Annotated in this window: 26 protein-coding genes and 2 pseudogenes; 10 read left to right on the top strand and 18 right to left on the bottom strand. The window is 70.6% G+C overall.

Translation table 11 applies throughout. From position 1 onward, the window contains the following. Positions 1–23 precede the first annotated feature (23 nt). Positions 24–1,247, top strand: a complete 1,224-nt coding sequence (locus OHU89_RS07090; protein WP_405640943.1) for an RNA-guided endonuclease InsQ/TnpB family protein — start codon at positions 24–26, stop codon at positions 1,245–1,247. Positions 1,248–1,552: 305 nt separating this feature from the next. Next, the gene (locus OHU89_RS07085) at positions 1,553–1,960 is read left to right on the top strand and encodes an SseB family protein (protein WP_405640941.1); all 408 of its coding nucleotides are present in this window, start codon (positions 1,553–1,555) and stop codon (positions 1,958–1,960) included. Positions 1,961–2,116: 156 nt separating this feature from the next. On the opposite strand, the gene OHU89_RS07080 is transcribed toward OHU89_RS07085, so the two are convergent. The 10 genes and pseudogenes from OHU89_RS07080 to OHU89_RS07035 form a co-directional block, all read right to left on the bottom strand. Then, positions 2,117–3,103 carry an AraC family transcriptional regulator gene (locus OHU89_RS07080; RefSeq protein WP_405640939.1) on the bottom strand — a complete coding sequence of 329 codons (987 nt, stop codon included), beginning with the start codon at positions 3,101–3,103 and terminating at the stop codon, positions 2,117–2,119. An 86-nt stretch (positions 3,104–3,189) separates the two neighbouring features. Beyond that, positions 3,190–4,566: an FAD-binding oxidoreductase gene (locus tag OHU89_RS07075; protein WP_405640938.1), complete on the bottom strand. Its 1,377-nt coding sequence runs from the start codon at positions 4,564–4,566 to the stop codon at positions 3,190–3,192. Next, on the bottom strand, positions 4,563–5,669 hold the full coding sequence (locus OHU89_RS07070; RefSeq protein ID WP_405640937.1) for an acyl-CoA dehydrogenase family protein: 1,107 nt from the start codon (positions 5,667–5,669) through the stop codon (positions 4,563–4,565). The genes OHU89_RS07075 and OHU89_RS07070 overlap by 4 nt, the downstream gene beginning before the upstream one ends. Continuing rightward, positions 5,666–6,664 carry an ABC transporter substrate-binding protein gene (locus tag OHU89_RS07065; RefSeq protein WP_405640935.1) on the bottom strand — a complete coding sequence of 333 codons (999 nt, stop codon included), beginning with the start codon at positions 6,662–6,664 and terminating at the stop codon, positions 5,666–5,668. The genes OHU89_RS07070 and OHU89_RS07065 overlap by 4 nt, the downstream gene beginning before the upstream one ends. A gap of 10 nt (positions 6,665–6,674) precedes the next feature. Next, positions 6,675–7,775: an LLM class flavin-dependent oxidoreductase gene (locus tag OHU89_RS07060; protein ID WP_267017635.1), complete on the bottom strand. Its 1,101-nt coding sequence runs from the start codon at positions 7,773–7,775 to the stop codon at positions 6,675–6,677. A gap of 15 nt (positions 7,776–7,790) precedes the next feature. Continuing rightward, positions 7,791–8,759: an ABC transporter substrate-binding protein gene (locus tag OHU89_RS07055; protein WP_405640934.1), complete on the bottom strand. Its 969-nt coding sequence runs from the start codon at positions 8,757–8,759 to the stop codon at positions 7,791–7,793. After that, positions 8,756–9,472: an ABC transporter ATP-binding protein gene (locus tag OHU89_RS07050; RefSeq protein WP_405640932.1), complete on the bottom strand. Its 717-nt coding sequence runs from the start codon at positions 9,470–9,472 to the stop codon at positions 8,756–8,758. Before OHU89_RS07050 ends, OHU89_RS07055 begins: the two co-directional genes overlap by 4 nt. 2 nt (positions 9,473–9,474) lie before the next feature. Beyond that, positions 9,475–10,329 (bottom strand): ABC transporter permease, encoded by an 855-nt coding sequence (locus OHU89_RS07045; RefSeq protein ID WP_405640930.1) that lies wholly within the window; start codon positions 10,327–10,329, stop codon positions 9,475–9,477. Then, a pseudogene (locus OHU89_RS07040) lies at positions 10,326–10,927 on the bottom strand (sulfurtransferase). The gene OHU89_RS07045 and the pseudogene OHU89_RS07040 overlap by 4 nt, the downstream one beginning before the upstream one ends. Continuing rightward, positions 10,924–11,613, bottom strand: a complete 690-nt coding sequence (locus tag OHU89_RS07035; protein WP_405640928.1) for an alpha/beta hydrolase — start codon at positions 11,611–11,613, stop codon at positions 10,924–10,926. The pseudogene OHU89_RS07040 and the gene OHU89_RS07035 overlap by 4 nt, the downstream one beginning before the upstream one ends. Positions 11,614–11,942: 329 nt before the next feature. Here OHU89_RS07035 and OHU89_RS07030 point away from each other — a divergent pair, with 329 nt between their 5' ends. Then, positions 11,943–12,794, top strand: coding sequence for a LysR family transcriptional regulator (locus OHU89_RS07030; RefSeq protein ID WP_405640926.1), 852 nt, complete (start codon positions 11,943–11,945; stop codon positions 12,792–12,794). On the opposite strand, the gene OHU89_RS07025 is transcribed toward OHU89_RS07030, so the two are convergent. Further along, positions 12,763–13,404: a TetR family transcriptional regulator gene (locus OHU89_RS07025; protein ID WP_405640924.1), complete on the bottom strand. Its 642-nt coding sequence runs from the start codon at positions 13,402–13,404 to the stop codon at positions 12,763–12,765. The two genes, OHU89_RS07030 and OHU89_RS07025, sit on opposite strands and share 32 nt — an antisense overlap. Positions 13,405–13,491: 87 nt before the next feature. Between OHU89_RS07025 and OHU89_RS07020 the strand changes: the two genes are divergently transcribed. Further along, the gene (locus OHU89_RS07020; RefSeq protein WP_405640922.1) at positions 13,492–13,872 is read left to right on the top strand and encodes a DUF4440 domain-containing protein; all 381 of its coding nucleotides are present in this window, start codon (positions 13,492–13,494) and stop codon (positions 13,870–13,872) included. Continuing rightward, positions 13,869–14,282, top strand: coding sequence for a nitroreductase family deazaflavin-dependent oxidoreductase (locus tag OHU89_RS07015; protein ID WP_405640920.1), 414 nt, complete (start codon positions 13,869–13,871; stop codon positions 14,280–14,282). The genes OHU89_RS07020 and OHU89_RS07015 overlap by 4 nt, the downstream gene beginning before the upstream one ends. A gap of 6 nt (positions 14,283–14,288) precedes the next feature. Here the strand turns inward: OHU89_RS07015 and OHU89_RS07010 are convergent, their stop codons facing one another. The 3 genes from OHU89_RS07010 to OHU89_RS07000 are packed head-to-tail and all read right to left on the bottom strand — an operon-like array spanning position 14,289 to position 15,544. Further along, positions 14,289–14,678 carry a MarR family winged helix-turn-helix transcriptional regulator gene (locus OHU89_RS07010; protein ID WP_266896277.1) on the bottom strand — a complete coding sequence of 130 codons (390 nt, stop codon included), beginning with the start codon at positions 14,676–14,678 and terminating at the stop codon, positions 14,289–14,291. A gap of 50 nt (positions 14,679–14,728) precedes the next feature. Then, positions 14,729–15,073: a VOC family protein gene (locus OHU89_RS07005; RefSeq protein ID WP_171140046.1), complete on the bottom strand. Its 345-nt coding sequence runs from the start codon at positions 15,071–15,073 to the stop codon at positions 14,729–14,731. Positions 15,074–15,109: 36 nt separating this feature from the next. Then, positions 15,110–15,544: a MerR family transcriptional regulator gene (locus OHU89_RS07000; protein ID WP_405640917.1), complete on the bottom strand. Its 435-nt coding sequence runs from the start codon at positions 15,542–15,544 to the stop codon at positions 15,110–15,112. A 28-nt stretch (positions 15,545–15,572) separates the two neighbouring features. On the opposite strand from OHU89_RS07000, the gene OHU89_RS06995 reads away from it, so the two are divergent. Further along, positions 15,573–16,322, top strand: coding sequence for a methyltransferase domain-containing protein (locus OHU89_RS06995; RefSeq protein ID WP_405640915.1), 750 nt, complete (start codon positions 15,573–15,575; stop codon positions 16,320–16,322). On the opposite strand, the gene OHU89_RS06990 is transcribed toward OHU89_RS06995, so the two are convergent. The 4 genes from OHU89_RS06990 to OHU89_RS06975 are packed head-to-tail and all read right to left on the bottom strand — an operon-like array spanning position 16,303 to position 20,481. After that, positions 16,303–17,334, bottom strand: a complete 1,032-nt coding sequence (locus tag OHU89_RS06990; RefSeq protein WP_266896512.1) for a LacI family DNA-binding transcriptional regulator — start codon at positions 17,332–17,334, stop codon at positions 16,303–16,305. The genes OHU89_RS06995 and OHU89_RS06990 overlap by 20 nt on opposite strands. Further along, complete coding sequence (locus OHU89_RS06985) at positions 17,331–18,236, bottom strand: carbohydrate ABC transporter permease (protein ID WP_267017632.1); 906 nt, start codon at positions 18,234–18,236, stop codon at positions 17,331–17,333. Before OHU89_RS06985 ends, OHU89_RS06990 begins: the two co-directional genes overlap by 4 nt. After that, a complete protein-coding gene (locus OHU89_RS06980; RefSeq protein ID WP_405640913.1) occupies positions 18,233–19,156 on the bottom strand; it encodes a carbohydrate ABC transporter permease in 924 nt (307 codons plus the stop codon). Before OHU89_RS06980 ends, OHU89_RS06985 begins: the two co-directional genes overlap by 4 nt. Beyond that, the gene (locus tag OHU89_RS06975; RefSeq protein WP_405640911.1) at positions 19,153–20,481 is read right to left on the bottom strand and encodes an extracellular solute-binding protein; all 1,329 of its coding nucleotides are present in this window, start codon (positions 20,479–20,481) and stop codon (positions 19,153–19,155) included. Before OHU89_RS06975 ends, OHU89_RS06980 begins: the two co-directional genes overlap by 4 nt. A 184-nt stretch (positions 20,482–20,665) precedes the next feature. On the opposite strand from OHU89_RS06975, the gene OHU89_RS06970 reads away from it, so the two are divergent. The 4 genes and pseudogenes from OHU89_RS06970 (at position 20,666) to OHU89_RS06955 (ending at position 25,609) form a co-directional block, all read left to right on the top strand. After that, the gene (locus OHU89_RS06970; RefSeq protein ID WP_405640909.1) at positions 20,666–22,687 is read left to right on the top strand and encodes a beta-galactosidase; all 2,022 of its coding nucleotides are present in this window, start codon (positions 20,666–20,668) and stop codon (positions 22,685–22,687) included. 131 nt (positions 22,688–22,818) lie between these two features. Beyond that, positions 22,819–24,378, top strand: coding sequence for a glycosyl hydrolase 53 family protein (locus OHU89_RS06965; protein WP_405640907.1), 1,560 nt, complete (start codon positions 22,819–22,821; stop codon positions 24,376–24,378). Positions 24,379–24,700: 322 nt separating this feature from the next. After that, positions 24,701–25,174 (top strand): annotated as a pseudogene (locus OHU89_RS06960) (MGH1-like glycoside hydrolase domain-containing protein); the annotation flags it as partial. Positions 25,175–25,321: 147 nt separating this feature from the next. Beyond that, on the top strand, positions 25,322–25,609 hold the full coding sequence (locus tag OHU89_RS06955) for an ArsR family transcriptional regulator (RefSeq protein WP_405640906.1): 288 nt from the start codon (positions 25,322–25,324) through the stop codon (positions 25,607–25,609). The last annotated feature ends 37 nt before the right edge of the window (positions 25,610–25,646 follow it).

The raw sequence follows: 25,646 nt of genomic DNA, 5'->3' as shown, positions 1-25,646 counted from the left end.
CCTACGTATGTATCGTGGCCGTCATGCAGCTTCGGTACGCCTTCAGGTTGTACCCGGACTCCGGCCAACGCACCGCACTGGCCAAGGCGTTCGGGTGCGCCCGCGTCGTCTTCAACGACGCGGTGCGCGCCAGAGAGGACGCCCGCACAGCGGGCCAGGCGTTCCCGGCGGCCGGCGTGCTGTCCAGAAAGCTGATCACCGAGGCGAAGCAGACCGACGCACGGGCCTGGCTGGGCGAGGTCTCCTCGGTGGTGCTCCAGCAGTCCCTGCGCGACGCGGAGGCCGCCTACAAGAACTTCTTCGCCTCCCTCAGGGGCGAGCGCAGGGGCACGAAGACGGGTGCCCCCCGGTTCAAGTCCCGCAAGGACGACCGGCAGTCGATCCGCTTCACCGCCAACGCCCGCTGGTCGATCACCGGCAGCGGGCGGCTGAACCTCGCGAAGATCGGCGCGGTGAAGGTGACGTGGTCACGCACCCTGCCCGCACAGCCCTCCTCGGTCACCGTGATCAAGGACGCGGCCGGGCGGTACTTCGCCTCCTTCGTCATCGACACCGACCCGGCGGCCGACGCCGCCCGGATGCCCGGCACCGACCACACGATCGGCATCGACCTCGGACTCACCCACTTCGCCGTTCTCTCCGACGGCACGAAGATCGACTCCCCGCGGTTCCTGCGCCGCGCGGAGAAGAAGTTGAAGCGAGCCCAGCGTGAGCTGTCCCGCAAGCAGAAGGGATCCAGGAACCGCGAGAAGGCCCGCCTCAAGGTCGCCCGCGCCCACGCCAAGGTGGCCGACGCCCGCCATGAGTTCCACCACCGGCTCTCCACCCAGCTGATCCGCGACAACCAAGCGATCGGCGTGGAAGATCTGGCGGTCAACGGACTCGCACGCACCAGGCTGGCCAAGAGTGTCCACGATGCCGGATGGTCGGGATTCGTCTACATGCTGGAGTACAAGGCCGCCCGGTACGGCCGGACCCTGGTCAAAATCGGCCGGTTCGAGCCGACCTCCCAGACCTGCTCGGCCTGCGGCACAAAGGACGGACCCAAACCCCTGAACGTCCGGGAATGGACCTGCACCGCCTGCGGCACCCTCCACGACCGGGACCACAACGCCGCGATCAACGTCAAGAAGGCCGCCGGACTGGCGGTATCAGCCTGCGGAGCGCCGGGAAGACCAGGACTCGTCCCGGCACGGCGCGAAGAAACAGGAAGCCGCGGATTCCCGCCCGAAACTTGTGCCGCGTAGCGGCACAGCAACGGACGAGAAGGCCAGAATCCTCGGGCTTCAGCCCGAGGAGCAAGTCAATTCCGGGACGCGGCCACCTACTGGACCCATGTCGGCCCGAGCATGGCCGAGCCGTTGTTCCGCCGGGTCGGCTGCGACCGGCTGGGGCTGCCCTCGGAGCACATCGCGCTCATCCCCTGAGTCCCCTGGATCCTCTGGACCCCCGAGGGAATGCTCGCGTCCGGATCGGGTACGCGAGCAGGGCCGCTCCGGGGCCGAGTACGCCCCGGGTCGACCGCAAGACCGCCGCTACCAGGGGATTCGCCATGCAGACACCCGCGAACGACAACTCCACCACACCGGCCCGGCGGGCGCTGGACGCGCTCGCCGAGAACACCGAGGACACGGTGGCGCTGGACAGGCTCGCGAGCAGCGATGTCCTCGTCCCCGTGCCCGACGACGCCAGCGACGAGGACGCCGCCGATCCCACGGCGGTGGCGCTTCCCGTGATCGAGCAGCCCGGCGGAGCGCCGGTGGTGCCCGTGTTCACGTCGGAGTCCGAGCTGGCCGGGCTGCTGCCCTATGTCTCGCGCTACCGGCTGGTGCCGCTGGGCGCGCTCGCCTCGGAGTGGCCGACGGACGATCTGGCGCTCACCATCGACGCCGCCTCCGAGCACCCGCTCACCCTCACCTCGGAGGGGGTGCGGACACTGCTGGGCCGGCCGCACGGCTGACTCGGGAGGGGCGCTGGGGGGAGGAGCGGCGCCGACTCCGTTCCTCCCCGGACGCCCACGATCGACGTGCCCCGACGATAGGACCGCACAGCCGTCCCGTCGCTCCGCGATACGCGGCAACTGTCCGCAAAACGCGGCGGATCGGGGCGGATGGCTTCACGCGCCGCGCAGCGTCTGCGAGGGAGCCTCGCCGAACCGCTCACGGTAGCGCCGCGCGAACCGGCCCAGATGGACGAACCCCCACCGGTGCGCCACGGCGGACACGGTCGTCGACCCCGGCGCCGAGACCCGCAGCTGGTCGTGCACCCGCTGCAGGCGGACGTCGTACACGTACGCCATCGGCGACATGCCGACGTGACTGCGGAAGGCCTCCTGCAGGGTCCGCAGGCTCACCTGCGCGATCCGGGCCAGCCGAGCGGCGTCGTACGTGTCGGCGGGCCGCTCCTGGATGACGTCCATGACCCGCTTGACCGCGGCGGGCCGCATGGGTGGCGCCGGGACCTCCAGCTCCTGGCGGAAGGTGTGGTCGGTCGCCAGCAGCAGCCCTTCGAGCAGGATCTGCTCGATGCGGCCGCGGATGAGCGGACGGCGCAGCAGCCCGAGCGAGGTGTCGTTCTCCAGCAGACTCCACATGGCGAGCTGCGCCCAGCTGCGGCCGGGCCCGCTCCGCACGTCGACGGACGGCCCGAAGACCGGCGGGCAGGACAGCTGCCGGTCGAGCAGGGCCTCCAGAGCCTGGTGCAGGGCCCCCTTGTCCATCTTCACGGTGAGGGCCCGGCACTGGGGCGACCAGGCGTCGATACGGACGTACTGGGCGGGATCGAAGAACACGGCGTTGCCCGTCGTCGCGAACACGACGTCCCCGCGCCCCTGCTGGACGCTGAAACAGCCGCTCACCGGCACGGCCACGTGGTAGGCGCCCGGCGCGGCGAAACCGGTGCGGATCTCGGTGCCGAAACTGACCTCGCCCACGGTCAGCGATCCGAGGTCGAGCACGCTCAGGCGGGTCGACAAGTCCTCGGCGGGTCCCACGAGGCTCAGACGCATGTCGTAGTAGTGCGCCGCGAGCGCGTCGTGCGTCGCCTCGAGGGAACGCGTCGCATAGCTGCTGAATTCTGCGGTCCGGTCCCGCTGAACGGCCACGGCGAGGTCTCTCCCTCCTGCACGGGGTGTCCGCCTTCAACATGGCCATGCGCGGGAGGGGTCATGCCCCGGTCTCTTCCGGTTCCTCACAGGCTCTTCCCAGGATTGAGAATTCCACGAGGATCGAACACCTCCTTCAGCCGCCGCTGCAGTCCGTGCGCGGCGGGTCCCAACTCGTCGGCCACCCACTGCCGCTTCAGTGTCCCCACCCCGTGCTCGCCGGTCAGCGTCCCGCCGAGCCGCAGCGCCAGCGCGAAGATCTCACCCGCCGCCTCCCAGGCCGCCTCCGGAAGCCGGCCCAGGGACGGGTCCACGACGATGATCGGGTGCAGATTGCCGTCCGCCGCGTGCGCGATGGTGAACACCGGCACGTCATGGCGCGCGGAGATCGCCCGGATCTCCCGCACGGCCTCGGCCAGCCGGGAGCGCGGCACCGCGATGTCCTCGATCAGCGGCCTGCCCAGCCGCTCCAGCGCGGGAAGAGCCCCGCGCCGGGCCGCCAGCAGCACCTCGGCCTCGGCGGGGTCCTCGGTCGTCTCGACGGTGACGGCCAGCGGTGCGAGCAGCCGCGCGACCGTCGCCGCCTCGACCGCGGCGCCCGCGCCGTCGCACTGCACGACCAGCAGCGCCGCCCCGCGCTCCCGCAGCACCGGATCGACGGCCTCCAGCACGGGCCCGTCGACCAACTCGGCGAGCGCGGGCTCGACGCCGGCCCGGCCGATGGCGTACGACGCCTCGGCGGCCGCCTCGAAGGTGGTGAAGTGGGCGGCGAGGGTGGCGGTGGCCACCGGAACGGGCCGCAGCCGCAGGGTGGCCGAGGTGATGACCGCGAGGGTGCCCTCCGAGCCGGTGAGCAGGGCGGTGAGGTCGTAGCCGGTGACGCCCTTGACCGTACGGCGGCCCGTGCGCACCACCGTCCCGTCGGCCAGCACCCCCTCGAGGCCGAGCACGCTGTCGCGGGTCACCCCGTACTTGGCGCACCGCAGTCCGCCCGCGTTGGTCGCGATGTTGCCGCCGATGGTGGAGAGGGCCGCGCTCGCCGGATCGGGCGCGTACCGCAGTCCGTGCGTACCGGCCGCCCGGTCCAACTCGGCGGTGATCACGCCGGGTTCGACGACGGCGAGCTGGTCGTCCGCCGAGAGCTCCAGGATGCGGTTCATCCCGGACAGGTCCAGGACCAGGGAGCCCTCGCCCGCCGTCGCCCCGCCCGACAGGCCGGTGCCCGCACCGCGCGGCACCACCGGCATCCTCAGGGCGTGCGCGTGCCGGAGCGTGACGGTCACGTCCTCCGTCCGCCGGGCGTGCACGACGGCGAGCGGCTCGCCGTCGGGCCTCGCACCGGAGCGGTCGGTGGCGTGCGCGGCGAGCACGGCCGGGTCGGTGGTGAGCCGGTCGGGCGGCAGATCGCGGGCGAGCAGGCCGAGGAGCTGGGCGGAGACGGTGGTCTCCGGGGCTGCGGTCACAGGTCGAGTGCTTTCGTTCCGACGGCGAGCAGGGAGATGTCCGCCTGGGGTGCGTGCACCGGGGCGCACTGGATGTCACGGAAGTGCCGCTCCAGGGGGTTGCCCCGGGCCAGCCCCGGGTTTCCCAGCAGCCGCACGGCCAGCTCGACGGCCCGTACGCCGTGCCGGTCGGCCAGCACGCGCGCGCCGAGGGCCTGTTCCGGGGTGTACGACGTGTCGCCCGCGTCGAGCTTGGCGGCACCGTCGAACACCAGCTGCTCGGCGGCGGCCAACAGCATCTCGATCTCCCCGGCGGTCCGCCGGAAGCGTTCCGTACGGGCCACCGGATGACCGAGGTTGGCGGGCACGCGCGTGTGGGCGAACGTGTGGAAGAACGCCTGCGCGGTCCGGGCGACACCCAAGTAGAGCGCGGCCAGCGGGAGATGGAGGGCCGCGCCCGCCCGGTTGTCCTGCTCGGCGGCCCGGCCGTGCGGACCGAGCCCGATGACGTGCTGGTCGGGGATCTCCACCTCGTCGAACGTCACGTCGTGACTGCCGCTGGCCCGCAGCCCCAACTGGTCCCAGTTCCCGGCGATCTCGATGCCGGGTGATCCGCCGGGGACCAGGAACGTGCCCACGCGCGGCTCGGGTTCGTCGGTCGTCGCCCACACCAGGAACCAGTCCAGCCCCTCCGCGCCGGTCACGAACCGCTTGGTGCCGCTGACCGCCCATCCGTCGGCGGTGCGCCGGGCCCGGGTGGCGGGCAGTCCGCCCCGCGCGGGGGAGCCCAGGTCGGGCTCCACGCGCGCGTGGTTGACGAGAACGGGACGTGCGAACGACTCCTTGACCACGCGCGCGTACAGCTCCTCCGGCCAGTGCGGCTGCGCGGCCTGCCGGGCGTGGTTGGTGAGCGTCATCGCCGCGATCAGGGCGACGGAGGGATCGCCCTGCCCGAGCCGGTGCAGGATCCGCGCGGTCTCCCGCACGCCCGCGCCCCGGCCGCCGTAACGCTCCCCGACGGTGGCGGTGAGCAGCCCGGCCTCGTGCGCGAGCCGCAGGGACTCGGCCGGGAAGGCACCCGACCGGTCGTGTTCGGCGGCGAGTTCGGCGATGCGGCCGGTCACAGGGCCTTCCTCAGCTCGGTGTTCAGAGCGGTGCTCCAGAACGACTTCACGTCCAGCTTCGACTTCAGCGCTCCGAGTTCGGTGAACACGTCGGCCACCTTCTGCTGGGAGGCGATGGTGTCGTCGCCGACGGTCCGGGCCTCGGTCGGGCGCTGGGTCTGTGCGGCGACGAGGTCCTTCCTCGCCTGGGCGAGCGGCTGGTGGGTGGCGTCGGCGGTGACCTCGGCGAAACCGTCCAGGTGCCCGTCACGGACGTAGGCGTACGCCTTGGTGATCCGGGCGATCAGATCGGCGGCCGCCGCCTTCTCCTGCGGGTTCTTCAGGACGCTGTCGCGGGCCGACCAGAGGAAGTTGCCCGACAGGATGTCCTTGCCGGAGCCGACGGTCGTGGCGCCCTGCTGGTGGGCGGTGATGACCGAGGTGCCGTAGGAGGCGAAGGCGTCGATGCTGCCGCCGTTGAGGGCGGCCAGCCCGTCGTTGGGCAGCAAGGGCTTGGCGTCGATGTCGGACCACTTCAGGCCCGCCTGCTTCAGCAGCTCGTACAGGAAGTAGTGGGCGGTGGTGTTCTGGACGTAGCCGACCTTCTTGCCCTTGAGGCCGGCGATGCCGGTCACCTTCGAACCCTTGGGGACGACGACCTCCTGGTTGAGGGTGGCGCCGCGCTGCACGGCGACGACCTTGAAGTTCGGGGTGCCGTCGGCGGCGGCGAAGAGCGGGGGGATCTCGCTGGAGGAGGCGAGGTCGAGGGCTCCGGCGCGGATGGCCTGGAGCTGCTGGTCACCGCCCTGGAAGAGGCTCCACTTCACCTTGTAGGGGGTGTCGTCGAGGCCGGCGTACTTGAGCACGGCCTCCTCGGTCTTCCAGCCGGTGGAACCGACTCTGAGGGTGACGTCGGCGGGTGAGTCGGCCTGGGCGTCGCCTCCGCAGGCCGCGGCGAACGGGAGCAGCAGGGCGAGCAGGGCGGCGGACGAGCGCAGGGTACGGCGGAACAACACGGGCTCTCCATCAGGCGGCGTGGGTGGTGGTGGCGCGGTGGGCGAGCTCCTGCCGGACCAGCGGCAGGACGTGGCGGGCGTAGTCGACGGCGTCGTTCAGCGGGTCGTAGCCGCGGATCGACAGCAGGTCGCAGCCGATGTCGACGTAGTCGAGCAGCGCCTTCGCGACCGTCTCGGGTGTGCCGACCAGCGCGGTCGAGGCACCGGCGGCGTTGGTGGCGACGGCGGGCGCGGTCCATAGGCAGCGGTCGTGGACCTCGCCGCGCTCGGCGATGTCGAGCAGCCGCTGGGAGCCGACGTTGGCCGGACGGCCGGTGGTGCGGTAGTGGCGGAGCAACTCGGTGTTCCGCGCCTGGTCCTTGAGGACCCCCAGGGTGCGGTGCGCCTTCTCCCAGGCCAGTTCCTCGGTCGGCGCGATGATCGGGCGGAACGACACCCAGATACGGGGGCGGGGGCGCCCGGCGGCATCGGCGACCGCGTTCACGGCGGCGATCTGCTCGGCGGTCTCCTTCAAGGGCTCGCCCCACAGACCGAAGATGTCGCCCTGCTGACCGCCGACCCGGTACGCGTCCTGCGAGGAGCCGCCGACGGAGATCGGCACGAGCCCGTTCACCGGCTTCACGTCCGAGTAGTAGCCCTCGAACCGGAAGTACTTGCCTTCGTGCGAGACCGGCCCGTCGGCCTGCCACACCTTGCGCAGGATCTGGATGTACTCGTCCGAACGCTCGTACCGCTCGGCCTTGTCGAGGTAGTCGCCCTCCCGGCGCTGCTCCTCGTCGCTGCCGCCGGAGATGATGTGCAGCGTGAGCCGGCCGTTGCTGATCTGGTCGAGGGTCGCGAGAGCACGGGACGCGTGGGTGGGGAAGACGACACCCGGCCGGTGCGCCAGGATCGGGCGGATGCGCTCGGTGTGCGTGGCGACGAACTGGGCGATCTGGAAGGCGTCCGGCGAGGCCGAGTGGTAGGCGACCAGGGTGTGGTCGAAGCCGCCGTCGTCCAACGCGCGGGCGTACCTGCGCAGATGGTCGGTGTCGAGGCCGGTCCGGCTGGAGGCGGCGGGACCGGACGCCCCGGCGTCGGTGTGGACGGCGCTGATGAACTCGACAGGCATGAATGACTCCCGTGATTACTTGAGAAGGGACGTGTCGGCCGACTTCGCGACGTCGACGTTCGGGTCCAGCACACCGATGCCGTTCATGAGGTCGGCCACGCCCTGGACGGTCGTGTTGATGTCCGGGGTGATCGGCAGCACCTGGCTGTACGCGGCCGAGGCGAGCGTCTTCGCCACCGACGCGTCGGCGCCGTTGCGCTCCTCGATGGCCTTGGCGTAGGCGTCCTGGTGGGTGCTGGTCCACTTCAGGCCCTTGCCGAGACGCTTGAGGAAGTCGGCGAGCGCGACCTTCTTCTTCGTGTCGGCGAGGGTCTCCTCGGAGGCGTTGACGAAGCCGATACCGCTCACCCGGCCGTCCGCGCCGTCCACGAGGAGCTTGCCGCCCTGCTCCAGGGCGACGGCCTGGTAGACCCCGAAGATCGCCCAGGCCTTGATCCTGCCGGAGGCGAACGCGGCCTGCGCGTCCGTCGGCAGCAGGTACTGGACCTCGACGTCCTTGTAGCTGAGCCCGTTCTGCTTCAGCACGTTGGCCAGCAGATACTCCGAGACACTGCCCTTGGCCGAGGACACCACGACCTTCTGGCCCTTGAGGTCCTTCACACTGCCGATGCCGGAGTCCTTGCGGACGACGATGCCGACGTGGGTGCCGTCGTTCTTGAGCGCGGCGACGTTCTTGACCTTCACCCCGCCGCTGAGTGCCTGGAGCGCGGGCAGGTCGGCGGAGTAGCCGGTGTCGGCGGCGCCCGCCTGGACGGCCTGGTAGAGCGGGGCGGCGCCCTCGAACTCGGCCCACTTCACCTTGTACTTGGCGCCCTTCAGCGCGTCCGACGCGGCGACGATGGTCTGGAGGGTCTTGGCCTGGTCGCCGATGGTGAGCGTGACCTGCCCCGAGGACGAGGCCTCCGCCGAGGAGTCCGCGCCGCAGGCGGTCAGCGCCAGCAGGGAGGTCATGCTGAGTGCGGCGGCTGCGATTCTGCGGATCACGAGGGGATTCCTTCCAGGGTGTGGGTCACGCCGAGCCAGTTCAGGAGGCGGGCGCGCAGGTTCACGAACTCGGGGGCGGTCAGATCTCGGGGGCGGGGCAGGTCGACGGTCACCTCGTGGGCGATACGGCCCTCGTCCATCACCAGGACCCGGTCGGCGAGCAGCAGTGCCTCCTCCACGTCATGGGTGACCAGGAGGATCGCGCAGCCGTGCCGACGCCAGAGTTCGGCGACGAGTTGCTGCACCCTGCCCCGCGTCAGGGCGTCGAGGGCGCCGAACGGCTCGTCCAGGAGCAGGAGTTCGGGCTCACGCACCAGGGCGCGGGCGAGCGATACGCGCTGGGCCTGGCCGCCGGAGAGCGTCTTGGGCCAGACGTCGGCCCGGTCCGCGATGCCGACCTCGTCGAGCGCCTTGAGCGCCGGCGCCCTGTCGGGACGGCCGGGCAGCCCGAGGACCACGTTGCGCCACACCTTCAGCCACGGCAGCAGCCGCGGCGACTGGAACGCGGCGCTGCGCCGGGCGGGCACGGTGACCTCGCCGCCGATCTCGTCGTCGAGCCCGGCGAGGATCCGCAGCAGCGTCGACTTGCCGCAGCCGCTGTGTCCGAGGAGGGCCACGAACTCGCCCTCGCGGATGTCGAGATCGAGTTCGTGCAGGACGGTGTTGCCGTCGAAGGCCCGCGAAAGGCCCCGTATCTCCACGCTGTTGGGCATCTCTAGGCCTCACCCTCGAAGTTGGCCCGCCAGGTCAGCAGCCGGCGCGACAGGATCCGCACGGCGAAGTCGCAGGCCAGGCCGAGGAGCGCGTAGACGACGAGGCAGAGCACGATGACGTCCGTACGGAAGTACTGCTGGGCGTTGCTCATCAGATAGCCGAGCCCCGCGTCCGCGTTGATCTGCTCGGCGAAGACGAGCGCGAGCCATGCGGTGGACAGCGCGTACCGGAGTCCCACGAGTGCCCCGGGCAGCGCGCTGGGCAGGATCACGTACTTGATCAGCCCGAGGCGACCGAGCCCCATCATCCGCGCGGCCTCGACGAGTTGGGCGTCCGTGGAGCGGATGCCGCCGTAGATGTTGAAGTACAGCGGGTACGTCACACCGAGGGCGACCAGCGCGATCTTCGGGGTCTCCTCGATGCCGAACCAGACGATGAACAGGGGGATCAGGCCCACCCAGGGGATCGCCCGGAACATGCCCATCGAGGAGTCGATGACGTCCTCGCCGAGCCGGAACAGGCCGGCCAGCAGGGACAGGGTGAGGGCCACGCTCGCACCGATCAGGAAGCCGATGGCGGCGCGGCGGCCCGACGCGGCGATGGCGCTGGGGAGTTCACCGTTCCGCGTGAGCTCGACCGCCTGCTTGATCACGTCGACGGGGGAGGCGAGCACGGACTCCGGGAGGAGACCGGTGGCCGAGGTCAGGAACCACAGGAGCACGAGTCCCACGGGGCCCGCGGCCCGGCGCAGGGAACGCGGGACGGAGAAGCTGTGGCGCGTCTTGGCGGTGCCGCGGATGGTGACACGGGTGGGTGCCTGTTCGGCCGGGACCACCGCGTCCAGTGAAGCCGTCACGGCTGGTCCCCCTTCACGGCCGGGCGGGACGGATCCGCGGACCACGCGGACCAGGAGCCGGGGAAGAGAGCGGCCTCGAAACCGGCGATCTCCAGCGCGGCGATCTGATGGGCGGCCGTGACACCGGAGCCGCAGTACACGCCGATCCGCGCGGCCGAAACCGCGCCCTTCTCCTCGAACCGCTTGCGCAGCTCGTCGGCGGGAAGGAACGTCCCGTCCGCCGCGAGGTTCTCTCCGGTCGGCGCGGACACCGCACCCGGGAGACTCCCGCGTGCCGCAGCAGCCACCAGGCCCGTGCCGCGGCGGTGTTGCCCAAGTCGTCGTGGACGACGACCGGTCGGCCCGAGCGGATGCCCCACCTGCGTGCGGCGGCCTGCAGAACGTCGATCGGCGGCAGCGGATGCCGTCCGCCCTCCGGGCTCGGCGGCGTGGCCAACTCGCTGTCCAGGTCGACGTAGACCGCACCGGGGATGTGTCCTTCGGCGTAGTGGTCGCGGCCGTGCGGATCGCCCAGGGCCCAGCGGACGTCGAGGACGACCGGAGGGTGATCGGAGTCCAGCAGGTCACGCAGCTCGCTGACCGTGGTCGTGACGCTCATGCCGGTCCCTCCGCGATCGCGGGCAGCTCGGGGGACAGGCGCAGCCGCTCAAGGAAGAGCACGACGGTGGCGGCGGCCGTGCGGTGCAGCGCGTCGTTCAGGACGTCGTGGCGGCCGCCGTGGAAGGTCACCAGCCGTACGTCCGAGCCGGCGTAGGCCTCGCGTGCCGTCTCCAGAGGGCTCACCGTGTCGTCGGTGCCGTGCAGGGCCAGTACCGGGACGGTCACCCGGTCGAGGCGCAGGGCGGGCAGCTGGGGGTTCTCGGCGAGTGTCCCGCGCCGGAAGTCCGGGTCGGCGGCGAGGCGGCCCTGGTGGGTGGGGCAGGCGGTGCGGGCCTCGACCTCCTCCTCCCAACTCCCCGACGTCCAGGGGGAGGTGGGCAGGCCCACGAGGATCAGCGCGTCGGCGTCCGCGGCCAGCCGGGCGGCGTAGTGGGCGCCGGTGTCCGAACCGACCACCACCTTCGGACCCGGCAGCGACTCGTCGGCGAGCAGCTTGGCCGCCTCGTCGAGCACGGACGGATCGGTGGTCGGGTCGCCGAGTGCGCGTACCCGGTAGGCGTCGAAGGCGAGTCGGCGGCCGAACCGCTCGTACACACCACCGTGCTCGCCCCGCCCGGACAGCACGATCAGCGTGCCGCGCGCGGCGAGACCTTCGGGTTCGTTCCAGGAGAAGGAAGAGGGCATGAGGGGACAACTCCCGTTTCAGGGCAGCGGAAAGCCAGGGGAAAGGGCAGGCCGGAACGGCTGTCACGTGTCAGCCGGAGGGGAGGCGCGCGGCGTCAGAGGGCAGGCGCGGGCGCCCCGGGGCGATGAGCGGCAGAGATCAGCGACAACGCGCGCTGCACGCCACGCCGAAGTCGATGACTCGGCGCTGCGTCAGAAGGGCAGCAGTAGCGGTCGCGTGCAACATGAGCCCATCATGACCGCCGGCGACCGAACACGTCCAACGATGATTCCGCATCGAAACCGATCAGGGATCGCGATCGATCGCGGTGAGCGGATACTGTCACGGCATGTCCCGACCCGTCCTCGACATCGTGGCTCTGCGCAGTCTGACCGCGGTCGCCGACTGCGGCGGGTTCCACCGTGCCGCGCAGGCGCTCTCGCTCAGCCAGTCCGCGGTCAGCCAGCATGTCCGCAAGCTGGAGAAGACACTGGGCCGCCCGGTCGTCGAGCGGGAAGGGCGCGGCACCCGGTTCACGACCGAGGGCCGGCTGTTGCTGGAACAGGCGCGCCGCGTCCTCGCCGTCCACGACGAGGCCGTACGCACCCTGCTCGGCTCGGACGGCGACACCGTCACCGTGGGCTCCACCGAGCACGCCGCCGACCAGTTCCTGCCCCGGCTGACCGCCGCGGTTCAGGCGGTGCGCCCCGGCTGCCGGGTCCGCTTCCGCATCGACCGCTCCGCCCGGCTCGTCGAGGCCGTGGAGCGGGGGAGCGTCGACGTGGCGGTGTATGTCACCGAGGCGGCCGCCACCGAGGGCGTCTCCGTCGGCGGACTCCCGCTCACCTGGCACGCGGTCCCCGGCTGGGAGCGGCCGACCGCGCCCTCACCGGTGCCGTTGGTCGCGATCGAGGACCCGTGCGCGATCCGCCGCCGGGCCATCGCGACCCTCGCCGCGCACGGGGTGCCCGCCTCGGTCGTCGGCGACGCCGGCTATCTCGCGGGCGTCCTCGACATCGCCCGCACCGGCCAGGGCGTCGCCCTCCTCGCCGCGGTCGGTCCCGCCCCCGACGGCCTGACCCCGTACAACGGACTGCCGCCCGTCCCCCCGATCCCCATGAGTGCCCTGGCCCGCCCGGGCGCGGACCCGGCGACGGCGGAGGCCGCCTTCAGCGCCGTACGGGATCTGCTGCGCCCGTGATGCCGTAGTCCCGCATCCCGCCCTCCAGCAGCGAGAACGCCTGGGCGGCGAGCCGGTGTACGTCGGCGGCGAGCGAGGCGGGGTCGTCGTCCGCCAGGACCCGCTCCCGCACATGCTCGATCAGGGCGCGGTGGACGCCGAACAGGGCATCCGCCACCACCCGGGCCAAGAGGTCGCCGCCCAGCGTCTCGGCCAGTGCGTCGGCGCAGGTGGCGAGGGCGCGCTGCTCGCGGGAGCGGAGTGCCGGACTGTCCGCGATCAGTCCGTTGACCGTGCGGAGTTGGTCGAGCGCGTCGGCGTCCCCCGCCGCGACCCGCGCCAGCAGTCCCCCGGAGTCCAGGAGTCGCCTCCGGAAGGCGGCGAGGGCGGAGTCACCGGACGGGCGGGTGCGGACGGCCTCGACGAGCCGCTCCCCGAAGGCCTCGAAGCGGGAGGAGAAGAGGTCCTCCTTGGTCGGGAAGTAGTTGAAGACCGTGGCCTCGGAGACCTGCGCGGCACGGGCGACCTCGACGACGGTGACCCGGTCGAAGCCCCGCTCCGTGAACAGCCGCCACGCGGTCTCGGCGATCCGGTCCCGCATCTGCCGCTTCTTCTGCTCCCGCAGGCTCAATGACCCCTCCGGTTTGGGGTGACTCTAATATTAGAGCTACCCTAGCATTCTGCGATCGTCCGACAGGCCATGACCAGGGGGTCATCCATGGCGGCACAGACAGCAGTCCTCGACCTGATCCACGACTGGACGGCGGGAGAGGAGGGGAACGACGCCGAGCGCCTCGACGCCCTGCTCACCGACGACTTCGCCGGGGTGGGCCCGCTGGGGTTCGTCCTCGGCCGCAAGCAGTGGCTGGAGCGGTTCCGCAAAGGCCTGGAGAACCACAAGTTCGCGGTGGAGGAACCGCAGGTGCGCGACTACGGCGGCGCCGCGGTCGTCGTCGGGGTCCTCGCCCAGGAAACCAGCCTCAAGGGCGAGGACAAGTCGGGACGCTTCAGCGTCACACTCGTCGCGGTGCGACCGGACGACCGGTGGCGGCTCGCCCACCTCCACATCGGCGTCCTTCAGGAGGTGAGCAGCCGATGACGTCCCGCACCTACCTCAAACCACCCTGGATGCAACGGAACATCGGCAACCGGCTGGCGCCGATCTTCGGCAGGTCCGTCGTGTCCCGGCTGTCCGTGCGGGGGCGCCGGAGCGGGCAGTGGCGCACGGTGCCCGTGGCGGTACTGGAGCACGAGGGCGAGCGGTATCTCGTCTCCTATCGCGGCCTCAGCGACTGGGCCCTCAATCTGCGGGCGGCGCCCGACTGCCGGCTGACCGTGCGGGGCCGTGCCGAGGAGATCACGACGGAGGAGGTGCCCGAGTCCGAGCGTCCGGCGCTGATGGCGGCCTATCGGAAGAAGTACGGCGGGATGCCGACGGTCTCCGACGTGCTCACCGCGCTCCCCGACCCCGCCGACCATCCCGTCTTCCGTATCCGCGCCCACGACTGAGGGCCGTCAGCCGCCCAGCATCCGCTCCAGCGCATCCCGCTGCAGCGGCAGCACCTCGGCGTGCAGATCGCGGCCCTTGCGGGTCAGTGTCACCCACACACCGCGCCGGTCCTCCATGCACACGGACCGCTCCACCAGACCGTCCTTCTCCAGCCTGCCGATGAGCCGGGACAGCGCGCTCTGACTGAGATGGACCCGCCCGACCAGGTTCTGCACCCGGCACAGGTCGCCCTCCGCGGGCGCCTCGGCCGCGAGGATGTCGAGCACCTCGAAGTCGCTCGCGCCCAGTCCGTGCGGGTGCAGCACCCGGTCGATCTCGCACATCGTGCGCGCGTGCGTCCCCAGGATGTCCCGCCACTGTTCCTCGAGCCGGGTGCCGGCCGCGTTCACTGCCATACACCGAATGTTAATGCGCGTGCATCGACACCCGGCCTGGGCGTGTGCCCTCAGCTGTCCTGGGTGATCCCCACCAGGTTGCCGTCCGCGTCCTTCACGGAGGCGATCAGCTTGCCGCCGCCGACGTCCGTGACGTCCTGGAGCAGTTCGGCGCCCGCGTCGAGCAGCGCGGCGAGACGGGCCCGGATGTCGGTGACGTGCCAGTAGGGGACCGGGCCGGTCATGCCCCGGGAGTGACCGTTGGGGTCGAGGCCCACGTCCTGGCCGGCGTCCTTGAAACCGACGTAGTAGGGCTCGTCGGCATACGGCTCGGTCTCCAGCAGCGCGCTGAACAGGGCCTTCGCCCGGGCGATGTCCTTGACGGGGTAGATGATGGTGTTCAGTCCTGCGGTCATCGGGATGCTCCTCCGTGGGTTCCTTCTTCGGTGGCTTCACCGTAGGACGGGGGAGTGCGACGCGGCTTCTCCGATCCTGACCGCCTGCCGTGCGAGGCCGCGCCGGAAGGTCGGGCACTGCAGCAGATCCTCGTGCGGACAGTTCGCCCCGCCCTCGAGCATCTCCAGGGCGGCCTGCGCCGCGGCGATCCGGGCCCGCAGATCCTCCGCCTCGCGGCGCAGCATCGCACGCCGTCGCTCGGCGTCGCCCGTGACCATCAGACGGATCGCCTCCAACGACAGCCCCGCCTCCTTGCCGCACAGCACGAAGGCGACCCGCTCCAGATCACCGGCACCGTAGCGGCGCCGGCCCGCCGTGTCCCGGTCCGGGGCCAGCAGTCCCACCGACTCCCAGTGCCGCAGCACATGCGGCTCCAGACCGAAGCGCCGGGCGAGCGCACCGATGCTCAGAGTCTCCTCGCTTGACCTCATGCCGACATTAAGTCGCAGCCTGGTGCCCATGACCAGGACACCGGAGGAAACCGACCGGCTGATCGCCCTGCTCGACGGCGTGGAGCGGATGCCGGGCGCACACGAACTGCGCCTGCTCTCCTACGACTTGCTGGGGGCCGCCGAGGCGGTCGTGGACGTCGGCTGCGGCGGGGGCAGGGCCGTCGCCGAGCTGACCGAGCGGGGCGTCGAGGCCGTCGGCGTCGACCCGGACGAGCGGATGCTCGCCGTCGCGCGCACCCGCCGGCCGGAGGCCGACTTTCGCGCCGGCGACGCGTACCGGCTGCCGCTGCCCGACCAGGCTGTGCACGGTTACAGGGCCGACAAGGTGTTCCACGTACTCGCCGAGCCGCAGCGGGCGTTGGCCGAGGCCCGCAGGGTCCTCGCACCCGGCGGGCGGATCGTCCTCCTCGGCCAGGACTGGGACACGATGGTCATCGACTCCGACGACCCCGCGCTGACCCGCGCGCTCGTGCACACCCGCGCCGACCGGGTCACCGCGCCACGCGCCGCGCGGGCCCACCGCAACCTGCTGCTCGACGCGGGCTTCGAGGACGTGCACATCGAGATCCGCGCATTCGTCCTCACCGGGCCGCAGGCACTCCCGGTGCTCACCGACCTCGCAGGCGTCACGGACGAAGGGCGCGCCGCCGGCTGGATGGCCGAGCAGCGCGCCCGCGCGGAGAAGGACCGCTTGTTCGTCGCCGTACCGATGTTCGTGGCGGCGGCGACGGCACCCGTCAGGTCGAGTCGCGCTTGACCAACTCGGTGGGCAGTATGACCGCGGCCGAGTCCTCGCCGCCGATCTGGGCCAGCAGCACCCGGACCATCTCGGCGCTGATGCGGTCATAGGGCTGGCGGATGGTGGTGAGCTGGGGACGGGCGGAGAGGGCGGCCGCCGAGTCGTCGAAGCCGCCGACCGAGACGTCCTCCGGCACCCGCCGTCCCGCCCGCTCCAGCGCCGCCAGCACTCCCTGCGCCATCAGGTCGGACGCGACGAACACCGCGTCCATGTCCGGGGCTTGGGCAAGCAGCTGTTCGGCGCCCGCCTCACCGCTGGCCCGGCTGTAGTCCCCGGAGGTCACGAGCCGCTCGTCGATCTCGATGCCCGCTTCGGCGAGCACCTCCTTGTAGCCGGCGAGGCGGTCGACGCCGCCCGGGGAGTCCAGCGGACCGGTCACGACGCCGATGCGGCGACGGCCCAGCGACAGCAGATGGCGCACCATGTCGCGGGCGCCGTCCCGGTCGTCCGCGGCCACGTAACTCACCTTGGAGCCGGGACCCATGGGCTTGCCGCACTGGACCAGGGGGACACCCGCCTCGTGCAGTTCCTTGGCGACCGGGTCGGCGGAGTGGCTGGACACCAGCAGCACACCGTCGACATGCCCCGCCGTGATGTACCGGGTTATGCGCCGCCGTTCGTCCTCGGTGCCGGCCAGCATCAGCAGCAGCGGGATGTCGTGCGCGGCCAGCGCCTGGGTGCAGGCCCGCAGCAGCACGTTGAAGTTGGGGTCCTCGAAGAACCGCTCCTGGGGTTCGGTCAACAGGAAGCCGACCGAGTCCGAGCGTCCGGTGATCAGTGAACGGGCGTGCCGGTTGACGACGTAACCCGTCTTGCGGATCGCGGCGTTGACCGCCTCCTGGGCGGCCGGGCTGACGTAGTGCCCGCCGTTGAGGACGCGTGAGACGGTGCCCCGTGAGACCCCGGCCTCGCGGGCCACGTCGTGGATCGTCGGCGGTCGGCGCCGGCCCCCCGTATTGCTCATGGTCATGACTTTACGGCTCCGGAGAGCAGATCGAGGCTCCAGAACCGCTGGATGACCAGGAAGAGTGCGACGAGCGGGATGATCGCCAGGAACGCGCCGGTGATCACCAGTGTGTACAGGGCCGGGGTATTGGCGCCCTGCTCCAGCAGCGTGTACAGACCGAGCGTGATCGGGAACTTCTCGTCGTCGCTCAGCATGATGTACGGCAGCAGGAAGTTGTTCCAGATCGCCACGAACTGGAAGAGGAACACCGTCACCATGCCGGGCACCATCATCGGCAGCGCGACGCGGGTGAAGATCCGCCACTCGCTTGCGCCGTCCATCCGTCCGGCCTCGACCACGTCGGCGGGGACCGCGGCGCCGGCGTAGATGCGCGCGAGGTAGACGCCGTACGGCGACAGGATCTGCGGGAGCAGCACCGACAGGTAGGAGTCGGTGAGGTCCGCCTGGGCCATCAGCAGGTACTGGGGGACCGCGAGGATGATCGGCGGCATCAGCACACCCGCGAGCAGGATGTTGAACATCGTCTCGCGGCCGCGGAAGCGGTAGGTGGCGAGGGCGTAGCCGCTGAACGCGGACACGACCGTCGACAGGAGGGCGCCCAGCCCGGCGTAGAGGGCGGAGTTGGCCATCCATTCCCAGTAGACGCCGTCACGGTAGGCGTTGAGGTCCTTGATGTTGTCGACGAAGCCCGATCCCGGCAGGAACGTGAACGTGGAGAACAGCTCCGTGCCGGACTTGGTGGACGCGATCACCACCCACGCCACCGGCAGCAGCGTGTAGAGGGCCCCGATCAGCAGCGTCACCGTCGGGACGAGCGAGATCCGGCGGCGCAGCGGCGGGCCCTGGGCCGCGCCCGGCGTGGTGCCCGCGGCCGGCTCGGTCTTGCGGACGGCAAGAGAACTCATCGTGCTGCCTCCTGCTTCTGACGACGGTTCGCGGCCCGCAGGAACCCGAAGGACAGCAGCAGCGTGGCGAGCGCGATGATCACGGCCTGGGCGGCCGCCGCGTAGATGTCGTTGGTGCCGAACGCGTCCCGGTACACCTTCATGAGCGGGCTCCACGTCGTGGACACCGAGTTGGTGAGCGGCTTGAGGGTGGTCGGCTCGTTGTACACCTGGAGCGTGGCGATGATCGAGAAGAAGAAGGTCAGCACCAGCGAGGGCGCCACCATCGGGATCTTGATCCTCAGTGCGATCTGCGTCGGGGTGGCGCCGTCCAGCTTCGCCGCCTCGTACACCTCGGCCGGGATGGACCGCAGCGAGGTGTAGATGACGATCATGTTGAAGCCGGTGCCGCCCCAGACCGCGATGTTCGACAGGGCGAGATACAGCGGACCGCCGTCCAGCAGGTCCGGCTGCGGCAGACCCAGCTTCTCCAGCACGTAGTAGAAGGGGCTGACGTCCGGCAGGTACAGGAAGCCCCACAGCATGGCCGCCACCACGCCGGGTATGGCGTACGGCAGGAAGATCGCGAGCCGGGTGAACGGGGTGAACCTGACCTTGTCGGAGTCGAGCATCAGCGCGAACAGCAGGGCCAGGCCCAGCATCACCGGGACGACGATGCAGCCGTACCCGAGGACGCGCAGCGCGCCGTGGATCAGCTCGCTGTCGGTGAAGGCGTCGGTGTAGTTCTCTAGGCCGGCCCAGACCTCCGAGCGGGCGCCCTTGCCCAGGCCGAGCCCGGAGACGTGCACCTTGCGGAAGCTGAGCCAGACCGCGTACCCGATGGGCAGCGCGAAGAACAGCGCGAAGAGGATCGTGGCGGGGATGAGGAAGGCGTACGGGGCCCCCTTGACCCCGTACGACTTCCGGCGTGCACTCGTCACTCGGAGACTCCGAAGCCCTGCTTCTTCAGGTCGGCGACGGTGGCGTCCTGCATCTTGTCCAGGGCGGCGGCGAAGTCCGACTTGGTCTTGGCGGCGGCGCCGAACGCGTCGTTGAAGGTCGTGTAGGCGACGTTCACATTCGGGCCCCAGGCCGAGGGCGCCGTGGTCTTCGCGATCTCGGCGGCCTTGGTGTAGAAGTCCGACTGGTTCGAGAAGTAGTCCGGCGGGGTGGTGAAGGCGCCGCTGGTCTGGGCGTTCGTGGCGGCCGGGTAGATGCCGCTCTCCTTCGCCAGGGCCTGCAGGGCGGCGTCGTCGGTGTTGAGCCAGGCGGCGAACTTGGCGGCGGCCTCCTGGTGCTTGGAGTCCGTGGTGACGGCGGTGGAGGAGCCGCCCCAGCTGCCGGTCCTGTTCTCGCCCGCGGTCCACTGGGGGAGCGGGGCCATGGCCCACTTGCCCTTGGTGTCGGGAGCGGCGGTGGTCAGGGTGCCCGGCGCCCACACGGCGGAGACCCAGGCGATCTGCTTGCCGGTGTTGAGCGCCTTGTTCCAGGCCGGCGTGTACATCGGCTGGTTGTCGATGGCGCCCTCCTTGACGAGGCCGCCCCAGAAGTCGGCGACCTTCTTGGTTGCCGTGTCGTTGATGCCGACCTTCCACTTGTCGCCCTCGGTGGTCCACCACTGGGCGCCGGCCTGCTGGGCCAGGCCCGCGAAGAGGCCGGAGTCGTTGGCGGAGAAGGTGGTGAGGTCCGTGCCGGGGGACTTCTTCTTCAGCGCGCGGGCCGTCTCGGCGAACTCGTCCCAGGTGGTCGGGACGGTCAGGCCGTACTTCTTGAAGAGGTCCTGGCGGTAGTAGAACATCATCGGGCCGATGTCCTGCGGGACCGCGTAGACGGCGTCCGTGCCCAGCGTGGTCTGCTGCCAGACACCGTCGGCGAACTTGCTCTTGGTGTCGCCAACGTTCTTCGAGATGTCCGCGAGCGCGTCATTGCTGACCAGGGTCGGCAGCGCCTGGTACTCGGCCTGGACCAGGTCGGGAGCCTTGCCGGCCTTGTGCGCGGTGAGGATCTTGGTGATCAGCGTGTCGCCGGACGCCTGCTTCTTCACCGTGACGGTGATCTGGTCCTTCTTGCCCTGGCCCTTGTTCCAGAGGTCGACGACCTTGTCCATGCCCGGCGTCCAGGTCCAGTACGTGAGCGAGACCGGACCGGAGTCGGCCTCGCTGTCCCCGTCGGACGAGCCGCAGGAGGCGAGTGCGCCGGCGCCGAGGGCGACGGCGATGGTGGAGGCTGCCACTCGACTGAGCCGGCTGCGCTTCGTGATGGGCATGGATCTCTCCCCTGACCAGGGCCCCCGCCTGCTGCGGAAGGCCTGCCATGCGTCTGTGAGCGTTCACAGTAGAGAAACATCCCGGACACTTGTCAATGGTTGTTGCCATGCGGTTATCTTGGCCTCGCACCGCTGATCGGCTGTGTGCACGTTCCCAAAAGATCGACCACAACGGGAGAAATCCATGCCGGAAGCCACCCCCAGGGGCCTCACCAGGCTCGCCTTCGGTGGGGACTACAACCCCGAGCAGTGGCCGGAAAGCGTCTGGCAGGAAGACGTCCGGCTGATGCGCGAGGCCGGCGTCACCATGGTGAGTGTCGGAATTTTCTCCTGGGCGCTCCTGGAGCCCTCACAAGGGGTGTACGACTTCGGCTGGCTCGACCGTCTGATCGACCTGCTGCATGAGAACGGCATCCGCGTAGACCTCGGCACCCCCACCGTGGCGCCGCCGGTCTGGTTCTACCGGACCCACCCCGACGCCCTGCCGGTGTCGCAGGAGGGCGTGCGCTACGAGTTCGGCTCGCGCGGCGCCATCTGTCACAGCAACGCCGACTACCGCGCGGCCGCCGCGAACATCACCACCCGGCTCGCCGAGCGCTACGGCGACCACCCGGCGCTGGCGATGTGGCACGTGCACAACGAGTACGGCGTCCCCGTCTCCGCCTGCTACTGCGACTCCTGCGCGGCCCACTTCCGCCGCTGGCTGGAGACGACGTACGACACGGTCGAGGCCGTCAACGAGGCCTGGGGCACCGCGTTCTGGGGCCAGCGGTACGCGGAGTTCGGGGACATCAACCCGCCGCGCCTCGCCCCGACCGTCGGCAACCCGGCCCAGGCGCTGGACTACAAGCGCTTCGCCGACGCCACCATGCGCGAGAACTTCGTCATGGAGCGGGACATCCTGCACCGCCTCGCATCCGGCGTCCCGGTGACGACCAACTTCATGACCGCCCTCAGCCAGTGCGACTCCGTCGACTACTGGGCCTGGGGCCGTGAGGTCGACATCGTCACCAACGACCACTACCTGATCACCGACGGCCGCCGCACCCACGTCAACCTCGCGATGGCCGCCGACCTCACCCGCTCGGTGGCCGGGGGAGCGCCCTGGATCCTCCTGGAGCACTCCACCTCGGGCGTCAACTGGCAGGCCCGCAACCCCGCCAAGGCCCCCGGCCAGATGGCCCGCAACTCCCTCGCCCACGTGGCGCGCGGCTCCGAAGGCGCCATGTTCTTCCAGTGGCGGCAGTCCCGCCGCGGCGCCGAGAAGTTCCACTCGGCGATGCTCCCGCACGGCGGCACCGACACGCGCGTGTGGCGTGAGGTCGTCGAACTCGGCGCGTCCCTCGACTCGTTGAGCACCCTGCAGGGCACCCGCACCCAGGCCGACGTGGCCGTCCTGTGGGACTGGCACTCCTGGTGGGCGCAGAACCTCGCCTGGCGCCCCAGCGAGGACCACGACCCGCGCGAGCGCGCCGACGCCTTCTACGAGGCGCTCTACGACCGGCACCTCACCGTCGACTTCGCCCACCCGGAAGCCGACTTGTCGAGGTATCCCCTTGTCGTCGTGCCCGCCCTCTACCTGATGACGGAAGCGGCCGGGAACAACCTCAAGGAGTACGTGGAGAACGGCGGCACCCTCGTCGTCTCCTTCTTCTCCGGCATCGTCGACGAGCACGACGCCGTGCACGAGGGCGCCTACCCCGGCGCGCTGCGGGACGTCCTCGGCCTGACGGTCGAGGAGTTCTCACCGTTGCTGCAGGGCGAGAACGTGCGCATCACCGGACCCGACGGCTCCGAGCTCAGCGGCGACGTGTGGACCGAGTTCGTGGTGCCGCGCGGCGCGGAGACGGTGTGGACGTACGCCGAAGGCCTCACCGAGGGCCGGCCGGCGGTCACCCGCCACCGCCTCGGCCAGGGCACCGCCTGGTACGTCTCCACCCGCCTCGGCGCGGAGGGCCTCGACGCGCTGCTCGGCTGGGCGATCGAGGACGCGCAGGTCGCGGCGCGTGTCGACCTGCCCCGCGACGTCGAACTCGTGCGCCGCACCGGCGAGTCGGGGACGTACCTCTTCGCGATCAACCACACCGCGTCGGACGCCAAGGTACCGCTGGAGGTCTCCGGCACCGAGCTGCTGACCGGTGAACGTGCCGCGGGCCGCATCGAGGTCCCCGCGGGTGCCGTCCGGGTCGTACGACTCGACGGCTGAGCCGAGGCCCCACCGGCCGAACCGACTCCCCTCCGCCCGTGCGAGCCGCTCGTGCCGCGGGCGGAGGGGCCCTTCGCCGGCCCCGGCGAGGGACATCCCCACCCCATTTGTCGAAGGGACGACGGACGAAGATGTTCCATCCCAGACGCACCCTCCGGGCCCTGCTCCTCCCGCTCACCGCGGGGCTCGCCCTCACCGCCCTGCCCGCGCAGACCGCCCAGGCGGCCGGCACGCTCACCAACGGCGGTTTCGAATCGGACGGCGCGGGCTCGGCAGCCCCCACCGGCTGGTCCGAGTACGGCTCGACCGGCGCCTCGTACAGCGAGTCCGGTGGCCACGGCGGCAGTTACCGCCTCAGCCACTACTCGTCCTCCGCCTACAAGGTGGAGACGTACCAGTACCTGTCCGGGCTGACCAACGGGAACTACACCCTCACCGCCTGGGTCCGCTCCGGTGGCGGGCAGAACTCCGCGTACATCTCGCTGAAGAACTGCGGCAGTTCCGAGCAGCGCACCAACCTGCCGGTCTCCGCCAGCGGCTGGATACGTGTCGTCACCTCCGTCGCGGTGACGAACAACCAGTGCACGATCAGCATCAACTCCGATGCCAACGCGGGCAACTGGATCAACGTCGACGACCTGACCTTCGCGTCGGGCTCGACCGGCACGTCCATCAAGGGCTCGGACGTCTCCTCACTCGCCAAGAGCGAGGCCCTCGGCGGTACGTACAGGACCAGCTCCGGCACGACCGGTGACGCGCTCGCGATCCTGAAGTCCGCCGGGCAGAACTACGCCCGCGTCAAGGTCTGGGTGAGCCCGAAGGACGGCTACAACACCAAGACGCAGGTCCTGGCGCTGGCCAAGCGCATCAAGGCGCAGGGCATGAAGCTGCTGGTCGACTTCCACTACTCGGACACCTGGGCCGACCCGGGCGCGCAGACCGTGCCGTCCGCGTGGTCGGGACACAGCTACAGCCAGCTGAAGACGGACGTCTACAACCACACGTACGACGTCCTCAACGCGCTGAAGGCGCAGGGCACCACGGCCGACATGGTCCAGGTGGGCAACGAGATCAACGGCGGCATGCTGTGGAACGTGGGCTCCACCTCCAACTGGTCGCAGCTCGCCGGTCTGCTCAACTCCGGCTACGACGCGGTCAAGGCGGTCAGCTCCTCCACCCAGGTGGCGCTGCACCTCGCCAAGGGCGGTGACCTGACCGGCACCCGCTGGTGGTTCGACAACGCGGTCTCCAACGGCGTGAAGTTCGACGTCATCGGACTGTCCTACTACGGCTACTGGCACGGCTCGCTCGCCGACTTCCAGACGACCCTGGACGACGCGGCCGCCCGCTACGGCAAGCCGGTCTTCGTCGCCGAGACGGCCTACCCCTTCCGTCTGGACAGCGACGACTCCTACGAGAACATCATCGACCTCTCCAGTGAACTGGTCTCCGGCTACCCGGCCACGACGGCCGGCCAGACCCGGTGGATGAACGACGTCGCCGGCATCGTGGAGGCCGTTCCGAACGGCCGCGGCCTCGGCGTCTTCTACTGGGAGTCGACCTGGACCGCGGTCACCGGCAACGGCTGGGACCCGACCGACGCCACCTCCGGCAACGGCTGGGAGAACCAGGCGCTGTTCGACTACGACAACAAGGCGCAGCCGGCGATGGCGTGGTTCAGCCACCGATAGTCCCGTGAGACGCGCAGTTCCATGAGACGGGGGCCCGGCCGCACGGCCGGGCCCCCGTGTGCCGTACGGCCGTACTGGTTCACCGGGCGCCCGAGAAGCATTGCTCGTCGGCGCGCGGAGTCGCCGGGGCCCGGCTGCGCCGGCGTCAGTGCGCGGGCGCGATGTTCTTGTTGTGGCGGAGCAGGTTCTGGGGATCCCACGCCGCCACGCCTCGCCCTGGTCCTCCGTGAGGTTGATGTAGGCGTTGGGCAGGGTGTGCGGCCGCAGGGCGGCGGCGGTCGTCTCGGCCCAGGCGTCGTAGGCCGCGTCCTGTTCCCGGTCCGTGGCCGCGTTCCTCACCCTCCAGCTGCGTGAACTCGCCTCCCTGGCAACGGAACTGGACCTTCCCGACGAGGCCGACCGCTGGTCCCGCACCGCCCAGGCGACCCAGGCCGCCCTGCTCGACGAACTGTGGACGGGGGGGCGGTTCGTGACGCGGGGCGCCGACAGCGGCGACACCTGGACCAGTTCCAGCCTCCTCGACCTGATGCCGATCGTCCTGGGGGAGCACCTTCCCGAGCACATCGGCAAGACCCTGGCCACCCGGATCGAGGCCCACCTCACCCCGTACGGCCTCGCCACCGAACTGCCCACCTCACCGCACTACCGCGCCGACGGCTACTGGCGCGGCCCCATCTGGGCACCCGCGACCGTCCTCATCGAGGACGGTCCGCGCCGCGCCGGTCACCACCGGCTCGCCGACGAGATCGGCGCCCGCTTCCGGACCCTGTGCGAGACCCACGGCTTCGCCGAGAACCAACGACCGGATCGCCCATAGGTACACAGACGTTCCTCGCAAGTCCGTTCGATATCGGACAAGCCGTGTGAAGTCCGTACACGGTGGCCTGGACTGCGGGACAGTGGGAACACGCGGTACGAGGAGGCCGGTCCGGAGGGGGACGACATGCTGAGGACTCCCGTCAGTGAGCGACGGCTGGACATTCTGGAATGGCTGAAGGATCCGGCCGCGCACTTCCCGTCGCGGCGTCGCCGCGATCCGACCGAGGACGGTGTCACCGCGGACGCCGTGGCCGCCAAGCTCGGGGTGCGCCGCAAGGTCGCCGACACCCACCTCGAACTGCTCACGGACATCGGCCTGTTGCGCGCCAAGCGGATCCGGCGGCGCACCTACTACCGACGGGACGAGGCGCGGATAGCCGAGGTGGCGCGCATGTTCGAGAAAGGCTGGTAAGAAAGGCTCTCGGGCCGCGAAAGGCTCCGAGGCGACG

The sequence above is a fragment of the Streptomyces sp. NBC_00019 genome (assembly GCF_045041015.1).
Taxonomy (GTDB): domain Bacteria; phylum Actinomycetota; class Actinomycetes; order Streptomycetales; family Streptomycetaceae; genus Streptomyces.
This window is presented reverse-complemented; position numbering and strand designations above follow the sequence as displayed.

What these genes read in the sequence shown, in the direction of transcription:
- OHU89_RS06995 (WP_405640915.1), top strand. Translation starts at nt 15,573, where the DNA reads ATGACCAGGACACCGGAGGAAACCGACCGGCTGATCGCCCTGCTCGAC.
- OHU89_RS06975 (WP_405640911.1), bottom strand. Translation starts at nt 20,481, where the DNA reads ATGCCCATCACGAAGCGCAGCCGGCTCAGTCGAGTGGCAGCCTCCACC.
- OHU89_RS07010 (WP_266896277.1), bottom strand. Translation starts at nt 14,678, where the DNA reads ATGGCAGTGAACGCGGCCGGCACCCGGCTCGAGGAACAGTGGCGGGAC.
- OHU89_RS06965 (WP_405640907.1), top strand. Translation starts at nt 22,819, where the DNA reads ATGTTCCATCCCAGACGCACCCTCCGGGCCCTGCTCCTCCCGCTCACC.
- OHU89_RS06970 (WP_405640909.1), top strand. Translation starts at nt 20,666, where the DNA reads ATGCCGGAAGCCACCCCCAGGGGCCTCACCAGGCTCGCCTTCGGTGGG.
- OHU89_RS07035 (WP_405640928.1), bottom strand. Translation starts at nt 11,613, where the DNA reads ATGCCCTCTTCCTTCTCCTGGAACGAACCCGAAGGTCTCGCCGCGCGC.
- OHU89_RS07005 (WP_171140046.1), bottom strand. Translation starts at nt 15,073, where the DNA reads ATGACCGCAGGACTGAACACCATCATCTACCCCGTCAAGGACATCGCC.
- OHU89_RS07085 (WP_405640941.1), top strand. Translation starts at nt 1,553, where the DNA reads ATGCAGACACCCGCGAACGACAACTCCACCACACCGGCCCGGCGGGCG.
- OHU89_RS06985 (WP_267017632.1), bottom strand. Translation starts at nt 18,236, where the DNA reads ATGAGTTCTCTTGCCGTCCGCAAGACCGAGCCGGCCGCGGGCACCACG.
- OHU89_RS06955 (WP_405640906.1), top strand. Translation starts at nt 25,322, where the DNA reads ATGCTGAGGACTCCCGTCAGTGAGCGACGGCTGGACATTCTGGAATGG.
- OHU89_RS07030 (WP_405640926.1), top strand. Translation starts at nt 11,943, where the DNA reads ATGTCCCGACCCGTCCTCGACATCGTGGCTCTGCGCAGTCTGACCGCG.
- OHU89_RS07020 (WP_405640922.1), top strand. Translation starts at nt 13,492, where the DNA reads ATGGCGGCACAGACAGCAGTCCTCGACCTGATCCACGACTGGACGGCG.
- OHU89_RS07015 (WP_405640920.1), top strand. Translation starts at nt 13,869, where the DNA reads ATGACGTCCCGCACCTACCTCAAACCACCCTGGATGCAACGGAACATC.
- OHU89_RS06990 (WP_266896512.1), bottom strand. Translation starts at nt 17,334, where the DNA reads ATGACCATGAGCAATACGGGGGGCCGGCGCCGACCGCCGACGATCCAC.
- OHU89_RS07000 (WP_405640917.1), bottom strand. Translation starts at nt 15,544, where the DNA reads ATGAGGTCAAGCGAGGAGACTCTGAGCATCGGTGCGCTCGCCCGGCGC.
- OHU89_RS07050 (WP_405640932.1), bottom strand. Translation starts at nt 9,472, where the DNA reads ATGCCCAACAGCGTGGAGATACGGGGCCTTTCGCGGGCCTTCGACGGC.
- OHU89_RS07090 (WP_405640943.1), top strand. Translation starts at nt 24, where the DNA reads ATGCAGCTTCGGTACGCCTTCAGGTTGTACCCGGACTCCGGCCAACGC.
- OHU89_RS07060 (WP_267017635.1), bottom strand. Translation starts at nt 7,775, where the DNA reads ATGCCTGTCGAGTTCATCAGCGCCGTCCACACCGACGCCGGGGCGTCC.